The sequence below is a fragment of the Micromonospora sp. NPDC053740 genome (assembly GCF_040677775.1).
GTDB classification, from domain to species: Bacteria; Actinomycetota; Actinomycetes; order Mycobacteriales; family Micromonosporaceae; genus Micromonospora; species Micromonospora alfalfae.
In genome coordinates this window covers 61,013-86,691 of record NZ_JBFASO010000015.1, presented here as the reverse complement: position 1 = coordinate 86,691, position 25,679 = coordinate 61,013, and the positions used below count along the sequence as shown (strand labels likewise).

At 69.5% G+C, this 25,679-nt stretch carries 12 protein-coding genes; 7 read left to right on the top strand and 5 right to left on the bottom strand.

Translation table 11 applies throughout. From position 1 onward, the window contains the following. Positions 1-66: 66 nt before the first annotated feature. The 3 genes from AB0K35_RS31645 to AB0K35_RS31635 all read right to left on the bottom strand — a co-directional run bounded on the left by AB0K35_RS31645 (position 67) and on the right by AB0K35_RS31635 (position 4,409). Positions 67-1,662: an NAD(P)/FAD-dependent oxidoreductase gene (locus AB0K35_RS31645; protein ID WP_363890065.1), complete on the bottom strand. Its 1,596-nt coding sequence runs from the start codon at positions 1,660-1,662 to the stop codon at positions 67-69. Between the two features lie 103 nt (positions 1,663-1,765). Continuing rightward, positions 1,766-3,724, bottom strand: a complete 1,959-nt coding sequence (locus tag AB0K35_RS31640) for a HAMP domain-containing sensor histidine kinase (RefSeq protein WP_363890064.1) — start codon at positions 3,722-3,724, stop codon at positions 1,766-1,768. Further along, positions 3,714-4,409, bottom strand: a complete 696-nt coding sequence (locus AB0K35_RS31635) for a response regulator transcription factor (protein ID WP_357289432.1) — start codon at positions 4,407-4,409, stop codon at positions 3,714-3,716. The genes AB0K35_RS31640 and AB0K35_RS31635 overlap by 11 nt, the downstream gene beginning before the upstream one ends. Positions 4,410-4,522: 113 nt before the next feature. Here AB0K35_RS31635 and AB0K35_RS31630 point away from each other — a divergent pair, with 113 nt between their 5' ends. Genes AB0K35_RS31630 through AB0K35_RS31615 form a run of 4 tightly spaced genes read left to right on the top strand, consistent with a single transcriptional unit; the run spans position 4,523 to position 8,154 of the window. Next, complete coding sequence (locus AB0K35_RS31630; RefSeq protein ID WP_357362664.1) at positions 4,523-5,137, top strand: hypothetical protein; 615 nt, start codon at positions 4,523-4,525, stop codon at positions 5,135-5,137. Beyond that, on the top strand, positions 5,124-6,257 hold the full coding sequence (locus tag AB0K35_RS31625) for a peptidoglycan-binding domain-containing protein (RefSeq protein ID WP_363890060.1): 1,134 nt from the start codon (positions 5,124-5,126) through the stop codon (positions 6,255-6,257). Before AB0K35_RS31630 ends, AB0K35_RS31625 begins: the two co-directional genes overlap by 14 nt. Further along, positions 6,257-6,946, top strand: a complete 690-nt coding sequence (locus AB0K35_RS31620; protein ID WP_238671963.1) for an ABC transporter ATP-binding protein — start codon at positions 6,257-6,259, stop codon at positions 6,944-6,946. The genes AB0K35_RS31625 and AB0K35_RS31620 overlap by 1 nt, the downstream gene beginning before the upstream one ends. Then, positions 6,943-8,154 carry an ABC transporter permease gene (locus AB0K35_RS31615; protein WP_363890058.1) on the top strand — a complete coding sequence of 404 codons (1,212 nt, stop codon included), beginning with the start codon at positions 6,943-6,945 and terminating at the stop codon, positions 8,152-8,154. The genes AB0K35_RS31620 and AB0K35_RS31615 overlap by 4 nt, the downstream gene beginning before the upstream one ends. A gap of 97 nt (positions 8,155-8,251) precedes the next feature. Here the strand turns inward: AB0K35_RS31615 and AB0K35_RS31610 are convergent, their stop codons facing one another. After that, positions 8,252-9,109, bottom strand: coding sequence for a YhjD/YihY/BrkB family envelope integrity protein (locus AB0K35_RS31610; protein ID WP_238671712.1), 858 nt, complete (start codon positions 9,107-9,109; stop codon positions 8,252-8,254). A gap of 51 nt (positions 9,110-9,160) precedes the next feature. Here AB0K35_RS31610 and AB0K35_RS31605 point away from each other — a divergent pair, with 51 nt between their 5' ends. Continuing rightward, positions 9,161-9,712 carry a GNAT family N-acetyltransferase gene (locus AB0K35_RS31605; protein WP_238671713.1) on the top strand — a complete coding sequence of 184 codons (552 nt, stop codon included), beginning with the start codon at positions 9,161-9,163 and terminating at the stop codon, positions 9,710-9,712. Positions 9,713-10,163: 451 nt separating this feature from the next. Next, positions 10,164-14,135 (top strand): CARDB domain-containing protein, encoded by a 3,972-nt coding sequence (locus AB0K35_RS31600; protein WP_363890054.1) that lies wholly within the window; start codon positions 10,164-10,166, stop codon positions 14,133-14,135. 195 nt (positions 14,136-14,330) lie between these two features. Here AB0K35_RS31600 and AB0K35_RS31595 read toward each other — a convergent pair whose 3' ends face one another. Further along, a complete protein-coding gene (locus AB0K35_RS31595; RefSeq protein WP_363890051.1) occupies positions 14,331-17,444 on the bottom strand; it encodes a DNRLRE domain-containing protein in 3,114 nt (1,037 codons plus the stop codon). Positions 17,445-17,889: 445 nt separating this feature from the next. Between AB0K35_RS31595 and AB0K35_RS31590 the strand changes: the two genes are divergently transcribed. Next, positions 17,890-25,671 (top strand): ricin-type beta-trefoil lectin domain protein, encoded by a 7,782-nt coding sequence (locus AB0K35_RS31590; protein WP_363890049.1) that lies wholly within the window; start codon positions 17,890-17,892, stop codon positions 25,669-25,671. Positions 25,672-25,679 lie beyond the last annotated feature (8 nt).

Here is a 25,679-nt window from a genome sequence, read left to right as displayed (position 1 = left end):
TGTCGCGCCTGAGCGGGGCATACCACCCGTATCGGCGTCCGAAAGTGCAAGATCGCGGGAGTCTGGTCAGCGGCCCAGGTCGGTGAGGATGCGGCGGGCGGCGTTGTGGCCGGCCGCGCCGATGACGCTGCCGGCCGGGTGGCAGCCGGCGCTGCCGGCGTACACACCGTCGACGCCGGTGGCGTAGGGCATCCGGTCGGTGAACGAGACGGTGTTGTCGACGTGGTGGATGTGCCCACCGGTGATGCCGAAGTGCTCCTCGATGCCGGGCGGCGGCAGCGGCACCGCGTCGGCGATCAGGTCACCGGTGCCGGGGGCGTACCGCTCGACGATCCCGAGCAGCCGGTCGACGTAGCCGGGCAGCTCCGCGTCCCAGGTGGTTCCGGCCAACTCGTAGGGGACGGACTGGACGAAGAGCGCCGACGAGTGGTGCCCGGCGGCGTCGGAGAGCGACGGGTCGACTGTGGTGTGCAGGTACCACTCGATGGTGGGCTCCGCCGGCAGCAGCCCGGCCTGCACGTCCGCCCACATGGCGCGCAGCGCGGTCATCGGCGACGCCTCCGCCCCGCCGACCAGCGATGCCGACCCGGGCAGCAGGTGGATGGTCGAGCCGAACGGGCTCGGCGTGCCGTCCGGCAGGCAGGAGAACCGCGGCAGCCCGGTGAGCGCCAGGTTCAGCTTGAGGGTGGTGCCGGGCCGGCGGACCGCCGCCATCCGTTCGCCGAGCCGCGCCGGGAGCGCACCGTCGGGCAACAGGTCCATCAGCCGGTACGGGTCACACGCGCCGAGGACCACCCGAGCGGCGACCTCCCGACCGTCGGCCAGTACCACTCCGCTCGCCGCGCCGCCGTCCAGCGTCACCGCGTGCACCGGCGTACCGGTCAGGATCCTGGCCCCGGCGGCGCGTGCGGCCTCGGCGAAGGTCCGGGAGACGGTGCCCATCCCGCCCTCGGCGATCATCCAGGTGCCGCCGGAGCCGGGCAGTCGGCACATGTTGTGCACGAGGAAGTTGTGGCCGGTGCCGGGGTCGTCCGGGCCGGCGTTGAGCCCGGACAGGCCGTCGGTGACCGCGTACATGCTGACCAGCAGTTCGGAGCGGAACTCGAACCGGGCCAGGTAGTCGGCGACCGAACCCTGCACGAGGTCGACGAAGACCTGGCGCAGCGCCGGGCGGACGTGCCGCTCGGCGGTCTCCTGGACGTTCAGCGGCTCGGCCAGCCAGGCCGGGGCGAGGTCTTCCCGCAGCGCGGCCAACTCGGCCTGCATGGCGTCGTCGGCGGCCACGTCACCGGGGGAGAAGAAATCGGTGAGCTGCGCCCGGGTGGCGGCCGTGTCACTGCCGAAGAGCAGGTACGGCGAGCCGAGGCCGCCCGGGGTGGGGAGGAAGTAGTGCGGGTCGCGGCGCAGCACCGGAATCCGTACGTCGAGCGTGGCGAGCAGCTCCGGGGGCATCAGCCCGAGCAGGTACGACCCGGTGGAGTGGCGCAGCCCCGGCACCTTCGGGAACGGGTTCTCGGTGCGGGTCGCGCCGCCGATCACGTCGGCGGCCTCCAGCACGAGGACGTCCAGGCCGGCCCGGGCCAGCAGGACTGCGGAGACCAGACCGTTGTGCCCGGCACCGACGATCACGACGTCGGCGCGGGCCGGAATCTCACTGCTCATGCCGCGGCAGCCTAGTCCGCCCTGCCCAACCAGGTCACCCCTTCCACCCCACCCTTACCCCGCCCCACCTGCCCACCCACCCCGTCTTCTGTTGATCATGAAGTTATTGCCACGACACGCCGCGCCGAGTGGCAATAACTTCATGATCAACCGGGCCGGCGGGTGGGGGGTGGGGTTGGGAGGAGGCGGGAGGTAGGGGTGGGGGAGGTAGGGGTGGGGGAGGTAGGGGTGGGGGTAGGTGGAGGGTGAAGGTGGAGCCTTGGGTGGGGGTGCTGGTGGCGCTGACCGTGCCGCCGTGGGCCTCGGTGAGCTTGCGCACGATGGCGAGGCCCAGGCCGCTGCCGCCGGTCAGCCGGCTACGGGACTTCTCGGCCCGCCAGAAGCGGTCGAAGACCCGGGGCAGGTCCTCGGCGCTGATACCGCTGCCGGTGTCGGTCACCGAGACGACGACCTCGGCGTCGGTCGCGCTGGCGCTGATCGTCACGCGCCCGCCCGACGGGGTGTGCCGTACCGCGTTGGCGACCAGGTTGCCCACGGCCTGGCGGAGTCGCACCGGGTCGGCGTGCACCCGCGGGTCGGCCTCGGTGCGTACCGTGATGGTGACGCCGACCCGGTCGGCCTGGGCCCGGTGCGCCTCAGCGACCTGGGCGAGCAGGTCGGCGAGGTAGACCTCTTCGGGGTGCAGCCGCAGCGCGCCCGCGTCGGCCTCGGCCAGGTCCTGCAGGTCGGTGATCACGTGCTGGAGCACTGTCGCCTCCTCCAGCAGTGAGGAGAGCAGCCGGCGGTCGGGGGCCGCGACGCCGTCCTCGACCGCTTCGAGCCAACCCCGGATGTTGCTCACCGGCGTACGCATCTCGTGGGCGATGTCGCTGACCATGGCCCGGCGTAACTGCTCCAGCCGTTCCCGCCGCTCGGCCATGTCATTGAAGGCCTCGGCCAGTCGGGCGATCTCGTCGCGGCCGGTCACCCGGACCCGGGCGGCGCCGTCGCCGTCGCGCATCCGCTGGGCGGCCCCGGTCAGCGCGTGCAGCGGGCGGGTCAGCCGGATGCCGGCGAGGACTGTGAAGCCGATCGTCACCAGCAGGACGAGGCCGGCGACAGCGACGATGCGGGTCTGGTTGGCCGGGGAGAGGTCGAAGGTGGTCGAGGGGCGACCGCCCGGGTCGCTGACGAAGAGGGTCGCGGCCGGAGCGACGTACGGGAGGAGTTGTTCGCGTCGACTGGTGCCGACGCAGGCGCTGACCGCCCGGTTGTGCTCCTGGTCGACGCCGGCCGCGCTGCGGGAATCGGGTGCGCTGGCCGCCGGCTGCCTCGTCCAGGTCCAGTTCAGGTCCACCTGCACGGCGGGCAGGCGTCGCCGCGCCAGGCAGGTGTTCACCAGGGCGTTGAGCTGGGCGAGCGCCTTGCCCTCGGTGGCCGTACGGGTCGCGAGATCCTCTCTCGCCTGGCCGCAGACGGCACTGTCGGCGAGGTCGGTGCCGGGGGTGTCGATGCGGGGGCGGCCAGTGGGCCCGTCCACGACGGTGGCGTCGATCTGCGCCCGGAGCCGCAGACACTGGACCGCCTGGGCCGCCTCGTCGCGCAGCGCGGCGCGCTCCTCCGGTGGGAGCTGGTACGGCCCGATGGCGCGCGGGTCGATGCGGCTGGCGCCGCCGTCACCGCCGCCCGGCATTGTGGTGCCGGGCATCAGGGCGGTGTCGACGGCAAGCGCGTCGACGGTCGCGGACGACGTCGTCGGCAACGGGCCCGCGCCGGGTGCCGAGTCCGCGATCGGCGCACCCGTCTCGGTGGTCAGGGCGATCCGCCGGCCGACGTCCTGGGCGAGCGGCCGAACTGCCGCGTCGACCCCGTCCCAGTTCGGATGGGTCGCCGCGTACGCGAGCACCGTGTCGTAGATGCGCGCGTCGTCGGCCAGCGCCTGCCCCTGCTCCTGCCGGATCGCTCCGGTGGTGGTGCGGACGGCCAGCCACGCGGTCGCCGCGATCGAGCCGATGGCGATGAGGACGGCCAGCGCCAGCAGTCGGAGCAGCAGGCTGCGGCGCAGCGGGACCTCAACCGACACGGGGGGACTCTTCGACCAACTTGTATCCGATGCCGTACACGGTCACCAACCGGGCCGGCTTGCGCGGGTTCGGCTCGATCTTCCGGCGGAGGTTCATCACGTGCACGTCCACGGTCCGGTTGGTGATGTACCTGTCGAAGCCGTGCAGGTAGCCCAGGAGCTGATCCCTGGTGAACGCCCGGGCGGGCTGGGCGGCCATCGCCTGGAGCAGCTGGAACTCACCAGGTGTGCAGTCGACGAGGCGGCCGTCGCTGCGTACCTCGTGGCGCACCGGGTCGACGTGCACCGCGCCCACCCGCAGCACCGGGTCCGCCTGCGTCCGTTGGCCCCGGCGCAGCAGGCTGCGGGCCCGGGCGACCAGTTCACGCGGGCTGTACGGCTTCGTCATGTAGTCGTCGGCGCCCAGGTCGAGGCCGAGCAGCAGGTCGTCCTCGGTCGACCGGGCGGTCAGCATGAGCACCGGCAGGTCGGACTCCCGGCGCAGGATGCGACAGACGTCCAGGCCGTCGACCTTCGGCATCATCACGTCGAGGACCAGCAGATCCGGGGGCCGCTGCCGGATCTGCTCCAGCGCGGCCCGCCCGTCGGCCACCACGACCACCTCGTGCCCCTCGCGTTCCAGATACCGGCGCGCCAGCTCCGCCTGCTTCTGGTCGTCCTCGGCCACCAGCACGTACGCACACACGGCAGCGACTGTACGTGGCCCCGACCGGTTCCAGCACTGCCGCTGAGCTGGGACTATCGGATGACGACCGGTTCCTTACAGGTCTCTGACACCCGGGCGTGAAGCTGCACGCCATGACCAACTCAACCCATCGGGTCGCGGCCGGCCTCGCCGCGGTCACGGTGCTCGCCGTCGCCCTCACCGGCTGCGGCGGCGGTGCGTCCAGCGCCGACAAGGGCACCGCCAGCGGCGATGTCGCGTCGCTCGTCACCCCGTCCGCCCGGGCGAGCGCCACCCCCACCGGTGGCGCCGCCAACGGTCGGCCGCAGCTACGCCTGGACATGACCGACGAGGAGGAGGAGCGGCTCTGGGGGACGTACAACATCTGCCTGCACGACAATGGCGTGAAGCTGAACGACGGCCGGTCACAACCCGGCCCGGTGGGGGACGGCACGGGCCTGTCCCTCGACCAGAGCGGGGAGCCGAAGGCGGCGTACGTGGCGTGCGCGAACAAGCTGCCGCTCCAGCCGCCGGAGCTGGACCCGAAGAAGAACCCGAACTACGTGAGTCAGTGGAACGACTACGTCCAGTGCCTGCGTGGACGCGGAATGAAGATCCACTCGCTGCCGGACGGCTCCGGTTGGACCTACGACGACGGGGTCGCCGACCCGACCAACGGACTTGACGGTCAGGCCGTGGCCAAGCTCGACAAGGAATGCACGATGGAGATCTTCGGTGCCCGGCAGTAACCCGACCGACGGCCCTGGTCGGCGGACGACCCGGCGTACCGCGATCGGGGTGGCGGTGGTGACAGTGGTGGTCGCCGTGGGTGCCGGCGTCGGGGCGTTGGCTCTGCGGCGTCACCCCGGCGGTGACGCCCCGAGCGCCCCGCCGCCGGTCGCCACGACGACTGTGACCCGGGCCGACCTGTCGGACAGCCGCTCGCTGAACGGCACACTCGGCTTCGGCCCGGAGCGGTTGGTGAAGGGCGCAGGGGAGGGCGTCGTCACCCGGCTGCCGAAGGTGGGCGACACGGTGGCCCGGGGCAAGGCGCTCTACTGGGTCAACGACCGACCGGTGCCGGTGCTGTTCGGCGGGACGCCGCTCTTCCGCACGCTCGACAAGCCAGGTCTGGTGGGCAGCGACGTACGGATCGTGTCGGACAACCTGAAGGCGCTGGGCTACCAGACCGGTACGCAGCCGTCCCGGGGCACCGACGGCACGAAGATCGGAACGGGTCAGGCACTGCTCACCAAGAGTCTGGTCAGCGCGATCAAGAAGTGGCAGCAGGCACTCGGGCTGGACCCCACGGGCACGATCGGGGTCGGGCAGGCAGCTGTGCTGACCGGGCCGGCCCGGGTCAGCGCGGTGAAGGCTCTGCCCGGTGACCCGGTCGCCGGTGAGCTGCTGGCCGTCACCGAGAAGGTCAAGCTGGTCACAGTGCCGGTCGGGGCCACCGAGGTCGGCACCATCACTGTGGGCGCCGCAGTGGTCGTCGCCCTGCCGGACAGCTCCGAGATCCCGGCCACCGTCGCCTCGATCTCGCAGACGGTGCGCGGCGGTGGCTCGGACGACGGCACCGGGCAGGGCAGCCCGCCGACGGTTGACGTCCTCGTCGCACCGACCCGGGCGGCGGACGTGGCCAAGCTGGACGCGGCAACGGTGCAGGTCCGCTTCACCACCGCCGTCCACAAGGGCGTGCTCGCGGTGCCGGTCGGCGCGCTGGTGGCGCTCCGCGAGGGCGGGCATGCGCTGCAACTGCCCGACGGTGGGCTGGTGGCCGTGGAAACCGGGATGTTCGCCCGGGGTCTGGTGGAGATCAGCGGCACCGGTGTGACCGAGGGCCTCGACGTCATGACGGCATCGTGATCGCCGAACCGGTGCTGAGCGTCGAGGCAGTCAGTAGGACGTACCCCGGCGGGGTGACAGCGCTTGACGACGTCTCACTGACGGTGCGCGCGGGCGAGATGCTCGCCATCGTCGGGCCCTCCGGGTCCGGCAAGTCCACGCTGCTGAACATCATGGGCACCCTCGACCTGCCGACCAGCGGTCGGGTACGCGTCGCCGGGCAGGAGGTCACCGCGCTGTCCGACCGTCGGCTCTCCGCGCTGCGGGGCCGCTGGCTCGGTTTCGTCTTCCAGCAGTTCCACCTCACCGACGGGCTGGATGCCGCCGAGAACGTCGCCACCGGCCTGCTCTACGCCGGGGTGCCCCGCCGTCGCCGTCGCCGAACGGCGATCGAGGCGCTGGCCCGGGTCGGCCTGGCGCACCGTGTCGACCACCTGCCGCAGCAGCTCTCCGGCGGGGAGCGGCAGCGGGTGGCGATAGCGCGGGCGCTCGTCAACGAGCCCGCGTTGGTGCTGGCCGACGAGCCGACCGGCGCCCTCGACACGGTCAACGGGGAGGCGGTTCTTGCCCTGCTCACAGACCTCAACGCGGAGGGCACCACCATCGCGGTGATCACCCACGACCGCGATCTCGCCGCCCGTACGCCTCGGCAGGTGGAGATCCGCGACGGCCGGATCGTCGCCGACACCGTCACCGGGAGCGGGGTGTGAGCGCGTCCCCGGGTGACACCCGGTCGACCCGGCTCGCCCCGACCGACGTACTCCGGCTCGGTCTGCTCGGCCTGACCACCCGCCGGATGCGGGCGGTCCTCTCCGCCCTGGGCATCTCCATCGGCATCGCCACGTTGGTGGTCGTGGTGGGTATCCCCGCGTCCAGCCAGCGCGACCTGATGGACCAGCTCTCCGCCCTCGGCACCAACCTGCTGCGGGTCGAGCCCGTGCCGGATCAGAACCCGCCCGTCCTCCTGCCCGAGGACGCCGCTGCCATGGTGTCGCGGATCGGGCCGGTCCAGACGGCGAGCGCGGTCGCGAACACGCACACCGCCGTACGCCGCAACGACCTGCTGGACCGGTACGACACGTCCGGGCTCACAGTGCTCGCGTCCCGGCCGGACCTGTTGGGGACTGTCAACGGCCGGATCCGCAGCGGGCGGGCCCTCGACGCCGGATCGGCCCAGCTTCCGACAGCAGTCCTCGGGTACGTAGCGGCGAGCCGGCTCGGCTTTGCCACTGTGGATCCCCGGCAACCACCCCAGGTGTTCATCGGCGAGCGCTGGTTCACTGTGATCGGCATCCTGGACCCGTTGCCGCTCTCCCCGGATCTGGACCGCTCGGTGCTGGTCGGGTGGGACGCCGCCAAGGCCATGCTCGACTTCGACGGTCACCCTACTGTCGTCTACCTGCGGGCCACTGAGGACGCGTTGGAGGACGTCCGCGCCGTGCTGCCGGCCACCCTCAACCCGCAGTTGCCCGGGCTGGTCCAGGTCAGCCGCCCCTCCGACGCGCTCGCCGCGAAACGGGCCACCGAGAGCAGCTTCTCCGCGCTGTTCCTCGGGTTGGCGGCGGTCGCCCTGCTGGTCGGTGGGATCGGCGTGGCCAACACGATGGTCATCTCGGTGCTGGAGCGTCGTCGGGAGATCGGTCTACGCCGAGCGCTCGGCGCGAACCGCGGCCAGATCCGGGTGCAGTTCCTCACCGAGTCGGTGCTGCTCAGCGTGCTCGGCGGTGCCGCCGGGGCCGTCCTGGGGGTGCTCGCGACTGTCGGCTACGCCAGCTACCAGGGCTGGCCGCCCACGATCCCACTGACCGCAGTCCTCGGCGGAATCACCGGCGCCCTCCTGGTAGGGGTGATCGCCGGCGTCTACCCGTCAATCCGAGCCGCCCGCCTAACCCCCACCGAAGCCCTCTCCACCCCCTAACCCCGCCACCCGCCGCCCCTCCCCTCCCTCCCCCCTCCCCAGCCCGCGTTGATCATGAAGTTATTGCCCGGACACGCCGAGTCGGGTGGCAACAACTTCATGATCGACCAGGCTCAGGGGAGGGGTGGGTGGGGCGGTTGGTGCGCCAGTTGGAGAGGGCCAGGGTGGCGGAGTAGCCGGCCAGGACGATCACATGGAACAGGTAGAGCCAGAGGAGAACCGCCACGCCGGCGCCGATGTCGTCGAAGCCGCCGAAGGGCACTCCGAGGTCCAGCGGGAGCGAGGCGAAGAGCACGAAGCCGTGTAGGAATCCGGAGAGGTTCGCCGCGGTGAAAGACCCGACCCCGAGGGTGGAGAGCCAGTCCGGTGAGGCCGGCCCGACGACCCGGAACACCCACACCAGCACCGGCGTGAGCACCAGCCAGACCGCCAGGAACGACAGCACCACGCCGAGTACACCGAGCCAACCGCCCTGGCGTACGAGGCGGGTGGTGAGCGGGAGCGCCAACAGGATCGACAGCAGCAGCGCGGGGGCCGGCGCGAGCAGTGGCATCAGCAGGAGCCGGCCCCGCCAGCCGACAAGGTGCTCGTCGGTGCGGGGCGCGGCCACCGAGACGAACGCCCTGCGCAGGCCCTCGCCATACAGTGAGGCGGGCAGCAGGGAGGCCAGCGCCAGCAGCGGCGTCAACCCCACCCCGGCGTCGACCAGTGCCTCCACCGCCCGGGGCGCGCCGATCGCGGTGGGCAGGGCCTCCACGGCGTACGAGGTCAGCCGGCGTACCCGGTCGGCCCCGGCCACCAGCGCGGTGAGCCAGATCGCCAGCAGGGCGACCGGCACCACGGCGATCGCCCCGTAGAAGGTGATCGCGGCGGCGTGCAACGACAGGTCCCGTCCGCGCACCGGACGGAACGCGGCTGTGGTGATCCGTTTCGCGCGCTGCCATCCGTTGCCCATCGGGTTCTCCTTCCCCGTCGTCGAGGCCGTCACTCCTTAAGATCGCCGGTCATGACTGTTCTCACTACCGAACGCCTGATCCTGCGCGACTGGACCGACGATCCGGCCGATCTGGCCCGGATCTACGACATCTACTCGCGTCCCGAGGTCAGTCGATATCTGGGTGTGGCGTCGGGTCTGCCGATGACCAACCCCGCCCAGGCCGTCGAGCGGCTGCGGAGCTGGCAGGAGCGGCACGCCGACGACGGCGGCCGGTACGGCACCTGGGCGATCGAGGTACGCGAGACGGGTCAGGTGGTGGGCACCGTGTTGCTCAAGCCGTTGCCGGGGCGCGACGAGTCGCGCCGAACCGACGACATCGAGGTGGGTTGGCACCTGCACCCGGACGCGTGGGGTCATGGCTACGCCACCGAGGCGGCCCGCGCGGTGGTGGCCCGGGAGTTCGCCGCCGGCACCCGGGAGATCTACGCGGTCGTGTCGCCGAGCAACGAACCGTCGATGGCTGTCGCTCGGCGGCTGGGCATGGGGCATGTCGGTCAGCGCACCGACTGGTACGGCGGGGAGCTGCTGGAGACCTTCGTGCTGACGGCGCCAGATGTCTGATCGTTCCCGTACGACCTGACGCAAGATCCTGCGCAACTCCGGGGAAGGTGTGGCCTCCAGTGGTCGGGGGCGACACCTTCCCCGAATTTGTGGGCCCGGTCGGTGCGAGCGGCAGCCGTCGGGGGGAGGGAAGTCCGTCAATAGTGACTGCTGTCGAAGTGTTGACGCTCCGGTAGCACGTCAGTAACCTTTGGCCAAAGTAATGCAAGATTTCGACAAAGGCATGCACGATTCTGTGCATGCTCCCGGAAGATTCAACGGGCCTCCTCAGGAGGCCCGTTGATGGTCGTACCCATCTGGTGTTTCCAGGACGAGCGCCGCCCCCGCGCCGCCCGATGCCATCCCGTCTCTCTCGACACCGGCCCTCTCGCGTCGGCCGGCGCTGCACCGCCGCACCCCCACCCCGTGGTCCAGCCACCGCGGCAACCGTCCCCCGACGACAAGGACAGTGATGAGACGAACGAATCTGTTCAGGATGGTGGCGGCCACGGCCGCCGCCGCGCTGATCGCGACGGCCGGGGCGACCGCCCTCGCTGGCCCGGCCGCCGCCGCCCGACCGGTCGACCCGGCTGCCGCACCGAGCACCGGCTTCGCGCCGGCGGCCACCAACCTCGCCCAGGGCCGTCCCACCCAGGAGAGCGGCCACGCCGACGTCTACGACTCGTCGAAGGTCGTCGACGGCAACGCGGGCAGCTACTGGGAGAGCGTCAACAACGCCTTCCCGCAGTGGGTGCAGGTCGATCTCGGCTCATCGCAGAGCGTCAACCAGGTCGTCCTGAAGCTGCCGACCTCCGGTTGGGGCACCCGGACGCAGACGCTGAGCGTGCGAGGCAGCACCAACGGTTCGTCCTTCACCGACCTGGTCGGGTCGCAGACCTACACCTTCAACCCGGCGAGCGGCAGCACCGCCACGATCAACTTCAGCTCGACCTCCACCCGCTACGTCCGGATCACCATCACCGCCAACAGCGGCTGGCCGGCCGGGCAGCTCTCCGAGCTGGAGGTGTACGGCAGCGGCGGCACCACCCCCGACACCACAGCGCCGAGCGTTCCCGGCAACCTCTCCTACACCCAGTCGGGCACCACCATCAGCCTCAACTGGGTCGCGTCGACCGACAACGCGGGCGGCAGCGGCATCGCCGGCTACGACGTCTACCGCAACGGCGCGTTCCTCCAGTCCGTCGGCAACGTGACCACCTTCAACGACACCCAGCCGGCGACTGCCACCGTGTCGTACTTCGTCCGGGCCCGCGACGCCGCCGGCAACCTCTCCGGCAACAGCAACACGGTGACCCGGACCGGCAGCGGTGACACCACAGCGCCGAGCGTCCCGGGGACCCTGTCGCAGAGCACGTCGGGCAGCACAATCACGCTGACCTGGGGTGCCTCCACCGACTCCGGTGGCAGTGGGCTCGCCGGCTACAACGTCTACCGGGGCGGCAGCCTGATCGCCACGTTGGGCACCGTCCTCACCTACCAGGACACCCAGCCGGCGACGGCTACCGTGTCGTACTTCGTCCGTGCTCGCGACGGCGCCGGCAACCTCTCCGGCAACAGCAACACCGTCACCCGGACCGGCAGCAACCCGCCGGCCTGCACCAACGTGGCGCAGGGCAAGAGCATGACGGCGAGCGGCTCCACCTTCAGCTTCACCCCGGACAAGGCCAACGACGGGCAGCTCAGCACCTACTGGGAGGGGGCGGCGAGCTACCCGCAGAACCTGACAGTGGCGCTGGGCGCGAACCACTCCATCTCCGGTGTCACAGTGAAGCTCAACCCGGACCCGGCCTGGGGCACCCGTACCCAGACCATCCAGGTCCTCGGTCGCGACCAGGCGTCGTCGACGTACACCAGTCTGGTGTCGGCGGCGGCCTACCAGTTCACCCAGGGCACCAACCTGGTGACCATCCCGGTCAGCGCCACCACAGCTGACGTGCAGTTGCGGTTCACCGGCAACACCGGTGCCCCGTCCGGCCAGGTGGCCGAGCTTGAGGTGTGCGGCACCCCGGCACCCAACCCGGATCTGGTCGTCAGCTCCGTGACCTGGTCCCCCACGTCGCCCAGCGAGGTCTCAGCGGTCACCCTCTCGGCCGTGGTGCAGAACATCGGGTCGGCCGCCGCGGGCGCGACCACCGTGAACTTCAGCCTGGCCGGCGCGGTCGTCGGCAGCGCCACAGTGGGCACGCTCGCCACGGGCGCCTCCACCACGGTGTCGTTCAACGCCGGCACGCGGCCGATGGGCAGCTACGCCGTCTCGGCGGTGGTCGACCCGGCGAACACGATCGTCGAGCAGAACAACGGCAACAACAGCTTCACCGCGGCGTCGCCGCTGGTGGTGACGCAGGCCCCGGGCCCCGACCTCCAGGTGCTCAGCATCGCCTCGAACCCGCCGAACCCGGCCGTCGGGGCGGCCGTCACCTTCACCGTGACGGTTCGCAACCGGGGCACCACAGCTACCGGCGCGACAACTGTCACCCGGCTGGTGGCGGGCAGCACCACCCTCAACACCAGCACCGCCTCGATCGCCGCCGGCGCGACGGTCACAGTGCCCGTCAGCGGTAGCTGGACCGCCACCAGCGGGGGCGCCACCCTCACCGCCACCGCCGACGCCACCAACCTGGTCACCGAGACCAACGAGACAAACAACGCGTTCAGCCAGTCGATAGTGGTCGGTCGCGGGGCCGCCGTCCCGTACGTCTCCTACGAGGCGGAGGCCGGCCGTTACCAGGGCACGCTGCTGGAGGCCGACCCGCTGCGTACCTTCGGGCACACCAACTTCGCCAGCGAGTCCTCGGGTCGCAAGTCGGTACGACTCACCAGCACCGGCCAGTTCGTCGAGTTCACCTCGGCCAACCAGGCCAACTCCATAGTGGTGCGCAACTCCATCCCGGACGCGCCCGGTGGTGGCGGCATCGAGGCGACCATCAGCCTCTACGTCAACGACGTCTTCTCCCGGAAGTTGACGCTGTCGTCGAAGCACAGCTGGCTCTACGGCAACACCGACGGGCCGGAGGCGCTGACCAACACCCCGCAGGCCGACGCCCGACGACTCTTCGACGAGTCGAACGCACTGCTGGCGCAGTCGTACCCGGCCGGCACCCGGTTCAAGTTGCAGCGCGACTCGGGTGACACCGCCTCCTTCTACGTCATCGACATGATCGATCTGGAGCAGGTCGCGCCGGCGGCGAGCCAGCCGGCCGGATGCACCTCGATCACCTCGTACGGCGCGGTCCCCAACGACGGGCTCGACGACACCGCCGCCATCCAACGGGCGGTGACCGACGACCAGAACGGTGTCATCAGCTGCGTCTGGATCCCCGCCGGGCAGTGGCGGCAGGAGCAGAAGATCCTGACCGACGACCCGCTGAACCGGGGCACGCACAACCAGGTCGGCATCAGCAACGTCACGATCCGGGGCGCCGGCATGTGGCACTCGCAGCTCTACACGCTGACCGAACCGCAGAACGTGGTGGGCGGCATCAACCACCCGCACGAGGGCAACTTCGGCTTCGACATCGACAAGAACACCCAGATCTCCGACATCGCCATCTTCGGCTCGGGCCGGATCCGCGGCGGTGACGGCAACGCCGAGGGTGGCGTCGGTCTGAACGGTCGCTTCGGCACCGGCACAAAGATCAGCAACGTCTGGATCGAGCACGCCAACGTGGGCGTCTGGGTGGGGCGCGACTACGACAACATCCCCGACCTGTGGGGGCCGGCCGACGGGCTGGACTTCTCCGGCATGCGGATCCGCAACACGTACGCCGACGGCATCAACTTCAGCAACGGCACGCGTAACTCGCGGGTGTTCAACTCGTCCTTCCGCACCACCGGTGACGACGCGCTCGCCGTGTGGGCCAACCCGTACGTCAAGGACCGCAACGTCGACATCGCCCACGACAACCACTTCGTCAACAACACCATCCAGCTGCCCTGGCGGGCCAACGGCATCGCCATCTACGGCGGCTACGACAACTCGATCGAGAACAACCTGATCTACGACACGGCCAACTACCCGGGCATCATGCTGGCGACCGACCACGACCCGCTGCCGTTCTCCGGCACGACGCTGATCGCCAACAACGGGCTCTACCGCACCGGCGGCGCCTTCTGGAACGAGGACCAGGAGTTCGGTGCCATCACGATCTTCCCGGCCACCAGGGACATCGTCGGGGTCACGATTCGCGACACCGACATCATCGACTCCACGTACGACGGCATCCAGTTCAAGAACGGTGGCGGCAACATACCGAACCTCGCGATCACCAACGTGCGGATCGACAGGTCCAACAACGGTGCCGGCATCCTCGCGATGAGCGGTGCGCGCGGCAACGCCAACCTGACCAACGTGACAATCACCAACTCGGCCGACGGCAACATCGTCATCCAGCCGGGCTCGCAGTTCGTCATCAACGGCGGCTAGCCCTCCGCTTGATCACACGGTTCCAGTCAAGTCGGGGTGTCCGTATCTGCGGACACCCCGACTTTCGTGCTGGGCACCGCTGCGCAAGGTCTGTCGTGGGCATCGGGCCGGCAGCCCCCGCACCGCCGAGCCGAAAGCACAGGGCCTGAGTAGACAGCTACTCAGGCCCTGTGCGTGTCGCTCAACGAGAGTGGGTCAGCCGAACGATTTGACCCCGCGCCAGTCGTCACCCAGGACGACCTTCACCTGCCCACCGGTGCTGGTGGTGGAAGGGTGATAGATCCGCATCATGCCGTCGGTGCCGGACCGGGTCCAGAAGTCGGGAACCCGGTCTCCGCTGACGTCCGGAATGCTGATCATGGCGCTGATGTTGGCCTCGGACCATCCCGTCCCGTACGAGACGTCTCCGCTGCGCGAGCCGGCGGCCGACTTGAGCGAATCAAGGTTCACGCTGCCCGGGAGCGAGCCGGGCTTGCCGTGCCGGACGTACATGTTGCCGTTGTCCAGGTTGCGCCAGAGCATGTCCGGCGTGCCGTCCAGATCGATGTCCGCCACGTTGACGACTTCGCGTCGGGCCCAGGCGGTGCCCTCCATCAGGGTCGCCTCCTGGAAGCTGCCACCCGTGTAGCCGCTCAGCGCCCAGAAGGCGGGCCCGGCCCGCAGAATCAGGTCCGGGAGCTTGTCGCCGGTGATGTCACCGACGGCCTTGATCTGGGTCCAGGTGTCCGGCGAGGGCACCGCGGTTCCGCCGACACCGGTGGCCGGGAGGATGACCCGCAGCCGACGTTCGACGTCGAAGGTGCCATACCCGTCGCCCGGGTAGAGCCAGAAGCCGCCGTCCGGGGTACGGGCGAACATGTCGGTCGTGCCGTCGCCGGGATAGGTGTCGGTGTGCTTGGTGAGCAGGGCCGCCCTGCCCGTGTTCGGGTCGAACCAGTGACCCGTCGGGTTGAGCTTGCCGTCGCTGTAGGAGCCGACGAGCCAGGCGTACAGCTCGCCGCCCGTGTCACCGGCGTAGTTGCGCAGGTTGCCCGACGAGTCCACCAGGAGCAGGTCGGGAATCCCGTCACCGCCCGTGTCGCCAGGCCCGTCGGCGGTCGAGCGTGGCGGCAGGTAGAACGTGTAATCGGTGCGGGCGCTGCGGTTGCCGACCGAGTCGTACGCGTACACGTGCAGGGTGGTGGGGCCGGCGTGCCGGGGCGCCAGGTTGGGCACTGTGGCTTTGCCGCTGGTCGCTGCCACGGTCACGGCGCCGATGCTCTCGAAAGAGTAGGTGAAGCTCGTGGCGCCGGAGGCGGTGAACGTGATGGGACCGGTCTCGCCGAACTTGATCGTGGCCCACGTCGCGCCGTCGGGGGTGGCCTGCTTGAAGACGTCGCTGGCGACGTCCGGTGCCGGGGGTGCGGAGGCGTCGATGGTGAGGCGGCACGGCTCGTTGCCGGGTGGGAAGAACGAGGACGTGGCGCCCACCGCGTCCTCGGCGCTCACCTCCCACGAGTAGATCGCCTTGTCCTCCAGGTTCCCGGAGGGGATCGTCAGTGTGGCCTTGCCGTCGACAGTGGCGGTGACGACGGTGCCCGCCGGGGTGGTGGTGCCGTTCTTCCAGAAGCGGAAGCGCAGGCTCTTGAGGTTGCCGTCACCATCCGAGGCGGACGCGGAAAGGACGATGTTGGTCTTCGCCACCGTTACGCCTCCGCCCGGGCCGGGCACGCAACTACCGCCGGGTGAGGTGGTGCCGCCCGTCGGCTCGTTGGGCGGCCGGTTGTAGGTGACGGTCAGCTCGGCGGAGGTGACCTTGAACTTGCGCCAGGTCAGCGTGTCGGACTCGCTGCTGGCGCGCATGCCGAGGGTGAGGTTCGGCCAGCCGCCGTTGGCGGCGTCCTGGGCGCCCTTCTTCACGTCGAAGCTCACGTAGTCGTCGGCGCAGTTGCTGCCGTACCCGTAGGCGAAAGACCGTCGGGACTGTTCCTCTGCCCATGCCGGCTGCTTGTTCCAGGTGCTGCCGCTGGAGATGGAACCGGTGCGCCAGAGCTGCATCTCGCGGGCGGAGCAGTTCCACGAGTGGTTGTTCAGCACCTTGAAGCTCGCCGAAGTGACAGTTGCACCCTTGATCGAGGCGTTGTAACCCATCCGCCAGAACGAGCGGGCTCGCAGCGGCGTGTCCTCCTCGTAGCCCACCCGGGCGTCAGTGGTTCCGGAGTTGAAGTTGGTGCCGTTGTAGGTGTTGGTGTTGGGGTGCTGTGAATAGACGGTGGCCCAGGCCTGTTTGCCGCTGGTGAGGGTCGGGTCCAGGAATACGGGGAAGAGCACGTCCGGGCTGGTGAGCAGCCCGGTGGCGGCGGCGTCGAGGTGCAGTCGGACGTCGCCGGTGCCGTCGCCGTCGAGTCGGGTGGGGATCTGGGCCTCGCGTGCACCCGGCTCACTGCCGACGAGGCCGGACAACTTCAGCACGTCGGCGGACGTGGCCACGGAGGTGCGGGGGGCGCTGTCGGGTGCCTCCGGGTCGCGTCCGGCGGAGTCCCAGGCGAACGGGCTGGGGATCGAGCTGACCTCCTCGCCGCTGACCTTGTCGAGGGCGAGGACGCCGCCGGTTGTCGCGTCGCGGCGGAAGACGACCGTCTGGGACCGCAGACCGTAGGTCAGGGAGCTGACGGCCTGGATCGTGGCGGCTGCTCGGTTCTTGACGATCAGCAGTTGTCCGACACCGCCGTCGTCACGGGCGACGACGAGCAGGTCGACTCCGGGGTGGACCTCGGGGTAGAGGGCGCGCGGGCCGTCGAGCACCGGCTTCGGCAGTCGGCCGGGCCAGGTGTACGCGATGGTGTGGCCCTCGACGTCCATTTCGGTCAGTACGGTCGGGGCGCCGTCCGGCTGACCAGGGTCGCTGCCGCCGGAGAACCGTACCGGCGTGACGGCGTTGACGGGTCGGATGTCCAGCCCGCTGGCGGTGCTTCCGCCGCGGGTCAGCGTGTTGTCGACCGCCACCCACTGGCCGGCGGCGTTCTTCGACCGCTGGGGGATGGCGTGGACAGTGGTGCGTAAGTGCCCGTTCGGCATGGCCCAGGTGAGCGAGGTGGCGCTGGTGGCCGTATCCACCAGCACGTCCGTGCCGGTCCGCCGGGCGTCGGTCATCGCGGTCGCCTCGTCGCGCGGGGCGACCGGCACCGGCGCGAGGGCGGTGTCGCGCGGTTGGTCGGTCCACCGCAATGGCAGTGGGGTCGCGACAAGTGCGGCCAGCAGGACGCCCAGGGTGAGAGTCAGCCTGAAGCGCGTACGCACGAGTGGGCTGAGCAGGCGAGGCACGGTCACGGCGCTTCTACTCCCGTGGGGGCCGACAACAGGGGGATGGCACAACAAGCAGCCCCGTTCGGCGGGCCGCGGGGCAAAACGCGAGCACACGATCGCACGACGTGAGTCTTTTTCGTCCGCCCGGGCAACGTTATTGATCCGTTACAAAAAACTGGGAAGTCGCCAGGGGTTCACGCGTAATTCGATCTTGTGTACGTTTTGCCAGCCTGATTCAGGGATATTTGGGCCCATTTTCCCGCACGCCCGATTGTTGCCATCCGCAACCAGCTCATCACCAATGGCGGCGTGACCCAGATCACCGATGGCCGATCCGGTGACGATCGGCTGGCCTTGAGTAGTGACTCCGTCTACCGCAGAGTGCTCACGCACGTGCCGATCCGGCACGTGCTTTTCGCGGTCTTCCGCGCCTCCTCGTTCGTTTTGCGCCTGGGTGGAGTCGACACGTATGCGTGGTATCGGGTTGCTGTCCCGGCGGTGGCATGGCCGACGGACCTCGACGGAGCCGCTTCGCCCTCGGGGGCACCGCGCCCGTACGGCGATGGTGCTGTTCCTGTCCACGACACTCGTCGCGACGTCCGTGCCCGCGCCGGCGTGGGCGGTGCCGGGCGCCGGCATGAGCCGCGAGGACACCCAGGTCCAGTTGCCGGACGTCCCGAAGACCAAGCAGGTCCTGCAGAACCAGGAAGCCGACTCGGACCTGCTCACCGCCGACGAGGTGCCGGTCGTTCCGTACGCGCCCAAGTCCGTCGCGCCGTGGCAGCAGGACAGTGGCGCCGTGGACCTGACCGGCGTCGAGGCCGGCGCGACCAAGCAGGTCGACGACCTGCCGGTCGCCCTCGGCGTACCGGCGGGTGGTGACCCGGCTGCCCTCGCCGGGACCTGGACCGTCGATCTCGCCGCACCCGAGGCGTCCCAGGCGGCCAGCGTGTCGGGCCTGATCATGAAGATCACCCCGCCGACCACCGCCGACCCGGCCGCCGAGGTAGCTCTCGACGTCAACTACACGGACTTCGCCGACCTGTACGGCCCGCAGGCGGCCGACCGCTTCGGCGTCATGCTGTTGCCCGACTGCGTCTTCGACGCCCCCGACAGCGGAGACTGCGCCACCGGCGACAGCGGGACGATGTGGGCAGCACCCGGTGCGACGAGTGCCCAGGCGGTGTCCAGCGAGGTGAAGCTGGTGCCCACCAAGCGGGCGTCGGCACGCGTCGCGGCCACCGCGGACGAGCCGACGCAGCGGGTCGTCACGGGCAAGGTGCCCGTCGGCGCGTTGCTCGGCGCACAGGGTGCGGCGGGCGCACGCGCCGCCGCGGCGGAAAGCTCAAGCGTCGTCGGCGTGCTGGACACCGGCGCGTCGGCGGCCGGCGACTTCACCGCCACTCCGCTGCTCTCCTCGGGCTCCTGGGCCGCAGGTTCGTCCTCTGGCGCGTTCACCTACTCGTACCAGGTACAGACTCCCGAGACGGCCGCCGGCCTGATGCCGAAGGTGTCGCTGTCGTACTCCTCGCAGTCGGTGGACGGCCGCACCTCCGCCAGCAACAACCAGTCCTCCTGGATCGGTGACGGCTGGGACTACAGCGCGGGGGCGATCACCCGCAGCTACGCCAGCTGCCGCGAGGACTCGAAGAAGCCGGGTGCGAACAACTCCTCGCACCGCACCGCCGACCTCTGCTGGGGCTCGAAGAACGCCACCCTGTCACTTGCCGGCATGACGACCGAGCTGGTCTGGGACGAGGGCAGGGACGCCTGGTTCACTGCCAACGGCGATGGTTCCAAGGTCCAGTTGGTGCAGGACACCAGCCTGGCGAACGGTGACGCCGACGGCGAGTACTGGATCGTCACGACCCGCGACGGCACCCGCTACCACTTCGGCCGCAACCGGCTTCCGGGCTGGTCCGACCGGGGCAGCGCGGCGGACGATCCGGTCACCAACTCGGTACTCACCGTTCCGGTGTACAGCAACCACGCGAACGAGCCCTGCTACAAGGCGGGCAACTGGGCCGGCTCGGTCTGCACCGAGGCATGGCGGTGGTCCCTCGACTACGTCGAGGACATCCACGGCAACGCCATGAGCCTGTGGTGGGAACGCGAGACGAACCACTACGCCCGGAACTTCAACTTCAAGGACCCGGTCAGCTACGACCGCGGCGGCTACCTGACCCGCATCGACTACGGGCAGCGCAAGGACAATCTCTTCTCCGAGGCGCCGCTGGCGCGAATCGCCTTCAGCGTCGCGGAACGCTGCTTCGCCGAGGGATCCCTCACCTGCACCGACGGCAACTTCGCCAGCACCAACCCCGACAAGTACCGAATCTGGTACGACACTCCGGCGGACCTGCGGTGCGCCGCCGACCAGAAGTGTTGGAACGCCTCGCCGTCCTTCTTCACCCGCAAGCGCCTCGACAAGATCACCACTTCGGCGCAGCGGACGTCGGCCAAGACCCTCCAACTCGTGGACGAGTACCAGCTCAAGCAGTCGTTCCCGATCCTCAAGACCGGCCCCAACACCGCGCTCTGGCTGGAGTCCATCACCCGTACCGGACACGGCCGAAGCGGCGACAAGATCGCGCTCAACGCGGTGCGCTTCGAGTCCAACACCGAGGAGATGCCGAACCGCGTCAAGCGGGACAACCGCCCCGGCTTCTCCCGCCTGCGCATCGCTCGGGTCATCAACGAGTACGGCGGCGAGACCGTCATCAACTACAAGGCGCCGGTGGGTGACTGCAAGGACGGCACCGGCCTGCCCGGCAAGGGCGACACCGCCGAGCTGAAGGCCAACGACCGGCTGTGCTACCCCGCCTTCTGGCACCCCGACCCGGCGGTCGAGGAGATCGACTGGTTCCAGAAGTACGTCGTCGACAGCGTCGAGGAACTCCCCAACCTGGACGGCGCGTACACCACCATCACCGGGTACGCGTACGAGAAGCCGGCATGGCGGCTCGCCGAGCAGGAATTCACCAAGAAGTCCACCCGCACGTACTCCCAGTTCGCCGGCGTCGAGAAGGTCACCGTCATCACCGGTGCCGACGACCCCGACATCGGCAGCAAGCGGAGCAAGTCCGTCACCCGGTACTTCCGGGGCCTGGGCGACACCGTCTCGGTGAAGGACTCCACCGGCTCCGAGATCGCCAAGGACCACGAGGCGTTCGCCGGCCGGGTCGCCGAGGAGTTGACGTACGCCGACGCCGCCGACGCCGACGGCGACTGGCTCACCCGCAGCGTGACGTTCCCCGCCGCGCAGGAACTCGCGACGCGCTCACGCGACGACGGCCTGAGCCCCCTGCAGGCATGGCGGGTCACCGAGCCCCGGCAGGCTTCGTACACCAGGTCCTCCGGCAGCGGTGACGACACTCGCACCCTGCGCACCGTCGAGACGAAGACCACCCACGAGGCGACTCACGGCCTGCCCACGTACATCGAGTCCCTCGGTGACACCGGCAAGACCGGCGACGAGTCCTGCACCTTCATGGAGTACCTGCACCGCGACGACAAGAACCTCATCGGGTTGACCAAGCAGATCCGCACCAGCCCGACGACCTGCGCTGCGGCCAACTTCGACGACCTGAAGACGCTGAGCTCCGCGGGCCGGGTCGCCTACGACGGGCAGGCGTACGACGTCGCGCTCGGCGCCTCGACCCGCGGGCTGGCGAGCCAGACCTGGTCGTTGAAGGGCGACGGTTCCGGCTTCCAGAACGACGGCACCACGGGCTTCGACGCCACTGGTCGCGTCGTCAGCAGCACCGACCCGGACGGCAAGACCTCCAAGATCACTTACACTCCGGCCACCGGCCAGGCCACCAGCGTCACCGAGGAGAACTCGCTCGGGCACAGGCAGGTCCGGGAGTTGGATCCGGGCCGCGCGGTCACGGTCAAGACCACCGACCTGAACGACCGGGTCAGTGAGGCGAAGTACGACGCGCTGGGCCGCCTCGTCGAGGCGTGGGGACCTGGACGCACCCCGTCGTCCACGTCCGTACCGGACTTCCGGGCCCAGTACACAGTGCCCGCCGGGAAGCCGCCGTACATCACCACCTTCAGCCGGGGGCACGAGAACCGCATCCAGACCTCCGTCGCCATCTACGACGGCCTGGGCCGCGAACGGCAGACCCAGGAGGAGGCCACCGGCGGCGGCCGGCTGATCACCGACACCCACTACAACAGCTCCGGCGAGGTGTGGCGGACCAACAACGCCTACCTCGCCAAGGGAGCGCCGAACGGCCAGCTGTTCACGCCGTACGTTGACCCCGACAACCCGGCACCCGTACCCAATGCCACCCTCTACACCTACGACGGCCTCGGCCGGGTGACCCAGGAGCTGCCGGTACTGGCCGAGGTCGAGCAGCCGGCCCGGGCCACCCGCTACGCGTACGGCGCCGACCACTCCACGGTGATCAACCCGGCGGGTGCGACCTCCTACCGGCTGTTCACCGACGCCCTGGGCCGGACCACCCGCGTCGACACCTTCACCAACAGCGCCCGCACCGAGTTCACCACGATGCGCTACCAGCACGACGCGCGTGGCCAACTCGCGCAGGCCAGCCACTCCGCGAGCCCGACCCGCCCGTGGACCTGGACCTACGACCAGCGCGGCCGGATGGAGACCTCCACCGACCCGGACTCCGGCACCAGCCGGATGACGTACGACCACCGGGATCGGCAGCTGACCTCGACCAACGCTCGCGGCATCACGGTCTGGAACGGGTACGACCAGCTGTCCCGCCCGACGTCTCAGCGGCTCGGCAGCAGCACCGGCACGCTCCTGGGTGAGTTCACCTACGACACCGTCGCCGGTGGCAAGGGCCTGCCGGCCAGCGCCACCCGCTACACCGACGGTCTGCCGTACACCCAGACGGTCGGCGGTTACAGCAGCGACTACCAGCCCACGTCGACGACGCTCACGCTGCCGCAGACCGTCGCCAACACGTGGGGCCTGCGGACCTCCTACACCTACGAGTACAACTACACCGACACCGGTCTGCCCGAGTCGACCACACTCCCCGCCGTCGGCAGTCTCCCGTCCGAGAAGCTTCTCGTCCGCTACACCAAGGACGGTCTGCCCCTCTCGGTGTCCGGTAAGGACTGGTACGGCGCGGAGACCGTCTACTCGCCGTACGGGCAGGTGCTGCGGTCCACCCTCGGCGCCCAGCCGTACCGGGTCTGGACGATGGCCTCGTACGACGACGCCAGCGGTGCCCTCAACAGCCAGCAGGTCTACCGCGAGCAGACCGGCGACAAGAGCATCGTCGGCGGGAACCTCGTCTCGAACCGCTCCTACAACTACGACGACGCGGGCAACATCCTCGCGATCCGCGAGCAGGCGACCGGCATCGAGGAACGGCAGTGCTTCCAGTACTCGCTCGGCCGGGTGAAGACGGCCTGGACCGCCAAGAACCAGGCGCAGTGCTCCCCGGGCCCGATCAACACGGACGGCACCCTCAACGTCGCGATCGGCACCGACAAGTCCGGCTACTGGCAGGAGTACGAGTACGACCTGCTCGGTAACCGCACCAAGCTGGTGGAGAAGGACCTGACCGGCGCCACCGCGAAGGACGCCACCAGCACGTACACCTATGGCAAGGCCGACGGCAGCCAGCCGCGGACCCTCACCAAGGTGACCAAGAACTACGTCACCCCGGCCGGTGCCGCGGTCACCGCGGCGGCCGAGCGGCTGTACGAGCTGACCGGCGAGACGAAGTCCGTCACCTCCATCCAGAACGGCGACCAGCAGACGCTGTCCTGGACCTACGACGGCCAGATCGACCGGATCGCCGGTGCGGGCACCAAGGGCAAGAGCCCGTACGTCGGTCTGGCCAGCAAGTGCCTCGACCTCACCAACGGACTCGCCACCCCCAACCAGCCCCTCATGCTCTACCCGTGCAACGAGTCGCCCGCCCAGAAGTTCGCGTTCGCTGCTACCCCGAACCAGAGCAACGCCAACCTGGGCACGCTGGCCGCGTACGACAACTGGTGTGTCCAGCCGGCCGCCAACACCGCAGGCTCGGTCCTCGCGGTGCAGACCTGCAACAGTTCGGTGGGCCAGCAGCTGGAACGCCTGTCGACCGGCCAGCTCAAGCACACCGCGTCTGGACTGTGCGTCGCCGTCAAGGACGCGGCGACCGCCGATGGCACGCCGATCGTGTTGGCCACGTGTGCCAATGTGCCCGCCCAGCAGTGGGAGGCGCAGGACGAGACCCGGCACATCTACGGGCCGGGCGGCACCCGTCTCCTGACGATCCAGCAGCGCCAGGCGACCCTGAACCTGGGCGACGCGCAGCTCACCGTGCAGCCGGGCGGGGTGGAGATCTCCGTCCAACGCTCGTACGCCGCGCCGGGTGGCACCGTGGTCCGCTACGCGAACCGCGCTGTCTCCGGCTCCAACCTGCTGGCCCTCGCCGGCGACCACCAGGGCAGCACGTACGCCGAGATCGGCATGCACGACACGGCGATGCCGGTGCGGATCCGCAAGCAGGACCCGTTCGGCAACCAGCGTGGCACCACCCCGCTCAGCGTCAACATGCAGAGCAACACCGGCTTCCTCGGTGCGGTCCGCGACGACGCCTCCGGTTACACCCCGCTCGGCGCGCGTCTGTACGACCCGACAGTGGGACGGTTCCTGTCCGCGGACCCGGTCCTGGACCTGGCCGACCCGGCCCAGTCCAACGGGTACGCGTACGCCCACAACAACCCGGTCACCCACTCGGACGCGTCGGGTCTGTCGGTGGCGCTGACCGCGTCGGAGACGGCTGCGGCGCTGGCCGGCGCGGGCCTGTCGGCGGCGATGGTCTCCCAGGCGCAGGCGAACATGGGCCGGTCGCTGATGTCGGTGATCCTCGATTCGGCCTGGTACATGCTGAAGGACTTCATCGGGATCAACGACGCCATCAACTGCTTCGGCGGTGACATGTGGGCGTGCGGCAGCCTGATCATCGGCGCGATCCCCTGGGGCAAGATCGGCAAGATCCCGGCCGTGATCAGGGCGATCGACCGGACGATCGCGGCAATCCAGGCGTGGAAGGCCGCGAAACGGGCGGCTGAGGCTGTCCTGGCGGCCGTCCGAGCGGCGGAGACAGCGGCGCTGAACGCCAAGAAGTTGGCGATCGAGCGGGCGAAGAAGGCCGCGCAGGCAGCCAAGAAGAAGGCCGCCGACAAGGTCAGCACGACGAGCAACAAGGCGACGAACGCCTCGAAGAAGACGGGCAACCCGGCGCAGAAACAGGCCCAGGCCAAGAGCAACCCGAAGGGATCGTCGGCCAAATCGAGCGGTGCTGGGAAGTCCAGTGCCGGCAAGGGCGACTCCAAGCCCGGCGGAAAAGCAGGTGCCTCGGAACGTAGTAACGGCGGCTCCAGCGGCGGCTCCTGCAAGACTTCTGGAAACAGCTTCGTACCCGGTACCAAGGTGCTCATGGCCGACGGGTCGGCCAAGCCGGTCGAGGACGTCAAGCCGGGCGACAAGGTCCAGGTGACTGATCCGGAGACGGGTCGGGTCGAGGTGGAGACGGTCGCCGCCTCGATCAAGGGTGAGGGTGTCAAACACCTGGTGAAGGTCACCATTGACACCGACGGTGAGCAGGGTTCGGACACGGCCGAGGTCACCGCGACCGACGGGCACCCGTTCTGGGTGCCGGAGCTGAACGAGTGGGTCGACGCCACCGACCTGCGATCCGGCCAGATGCTGCGAACCAGCGCCGGAACCCTCGTGCAGATCACGGCGATCGAGCGCTGGAGCACCGCGTCGGCCACCGTCCACAACCTCACCGTCGCCAACACCCACACGTACTACGTGCTCGCCGGGACCATGCCGGTCCTGGTTCACAACTGTGGCACCTCAGGCGACGAAGACCCGGCCGCGCTGCAGGGTAGGGTCAGTGCCCTCACCGAACAGATGGGAGCCGGAGCCGGGTTCCGGACTGTAGGCGGCTTGCACGTCGTCGAAGGTGTGGACCTCTTCGCGGTTGGGGCGAGATCCAACATTTCCAATCGTCAGATCGATTTACTTGATGATGCAGATGAAGCGTTCCGTATCTACCCAGGACTGCCTCGAGTGAGCGACAACCCTCACCTGCTGGGCCGTAATCATGCAGAAGGGAAGCTGTTGACTGAGGCGATGAATCTGGGAGTCGAGCCGAAGCTTCTGATTGCCAGTCGCGACTTCTGTGATGATTACTGTGCGCCGCTGATCGAAAGGCTTGGCGGGCGCATTGTGACCCCCACTCGAGCTAGGTGGTGAAGGAACGA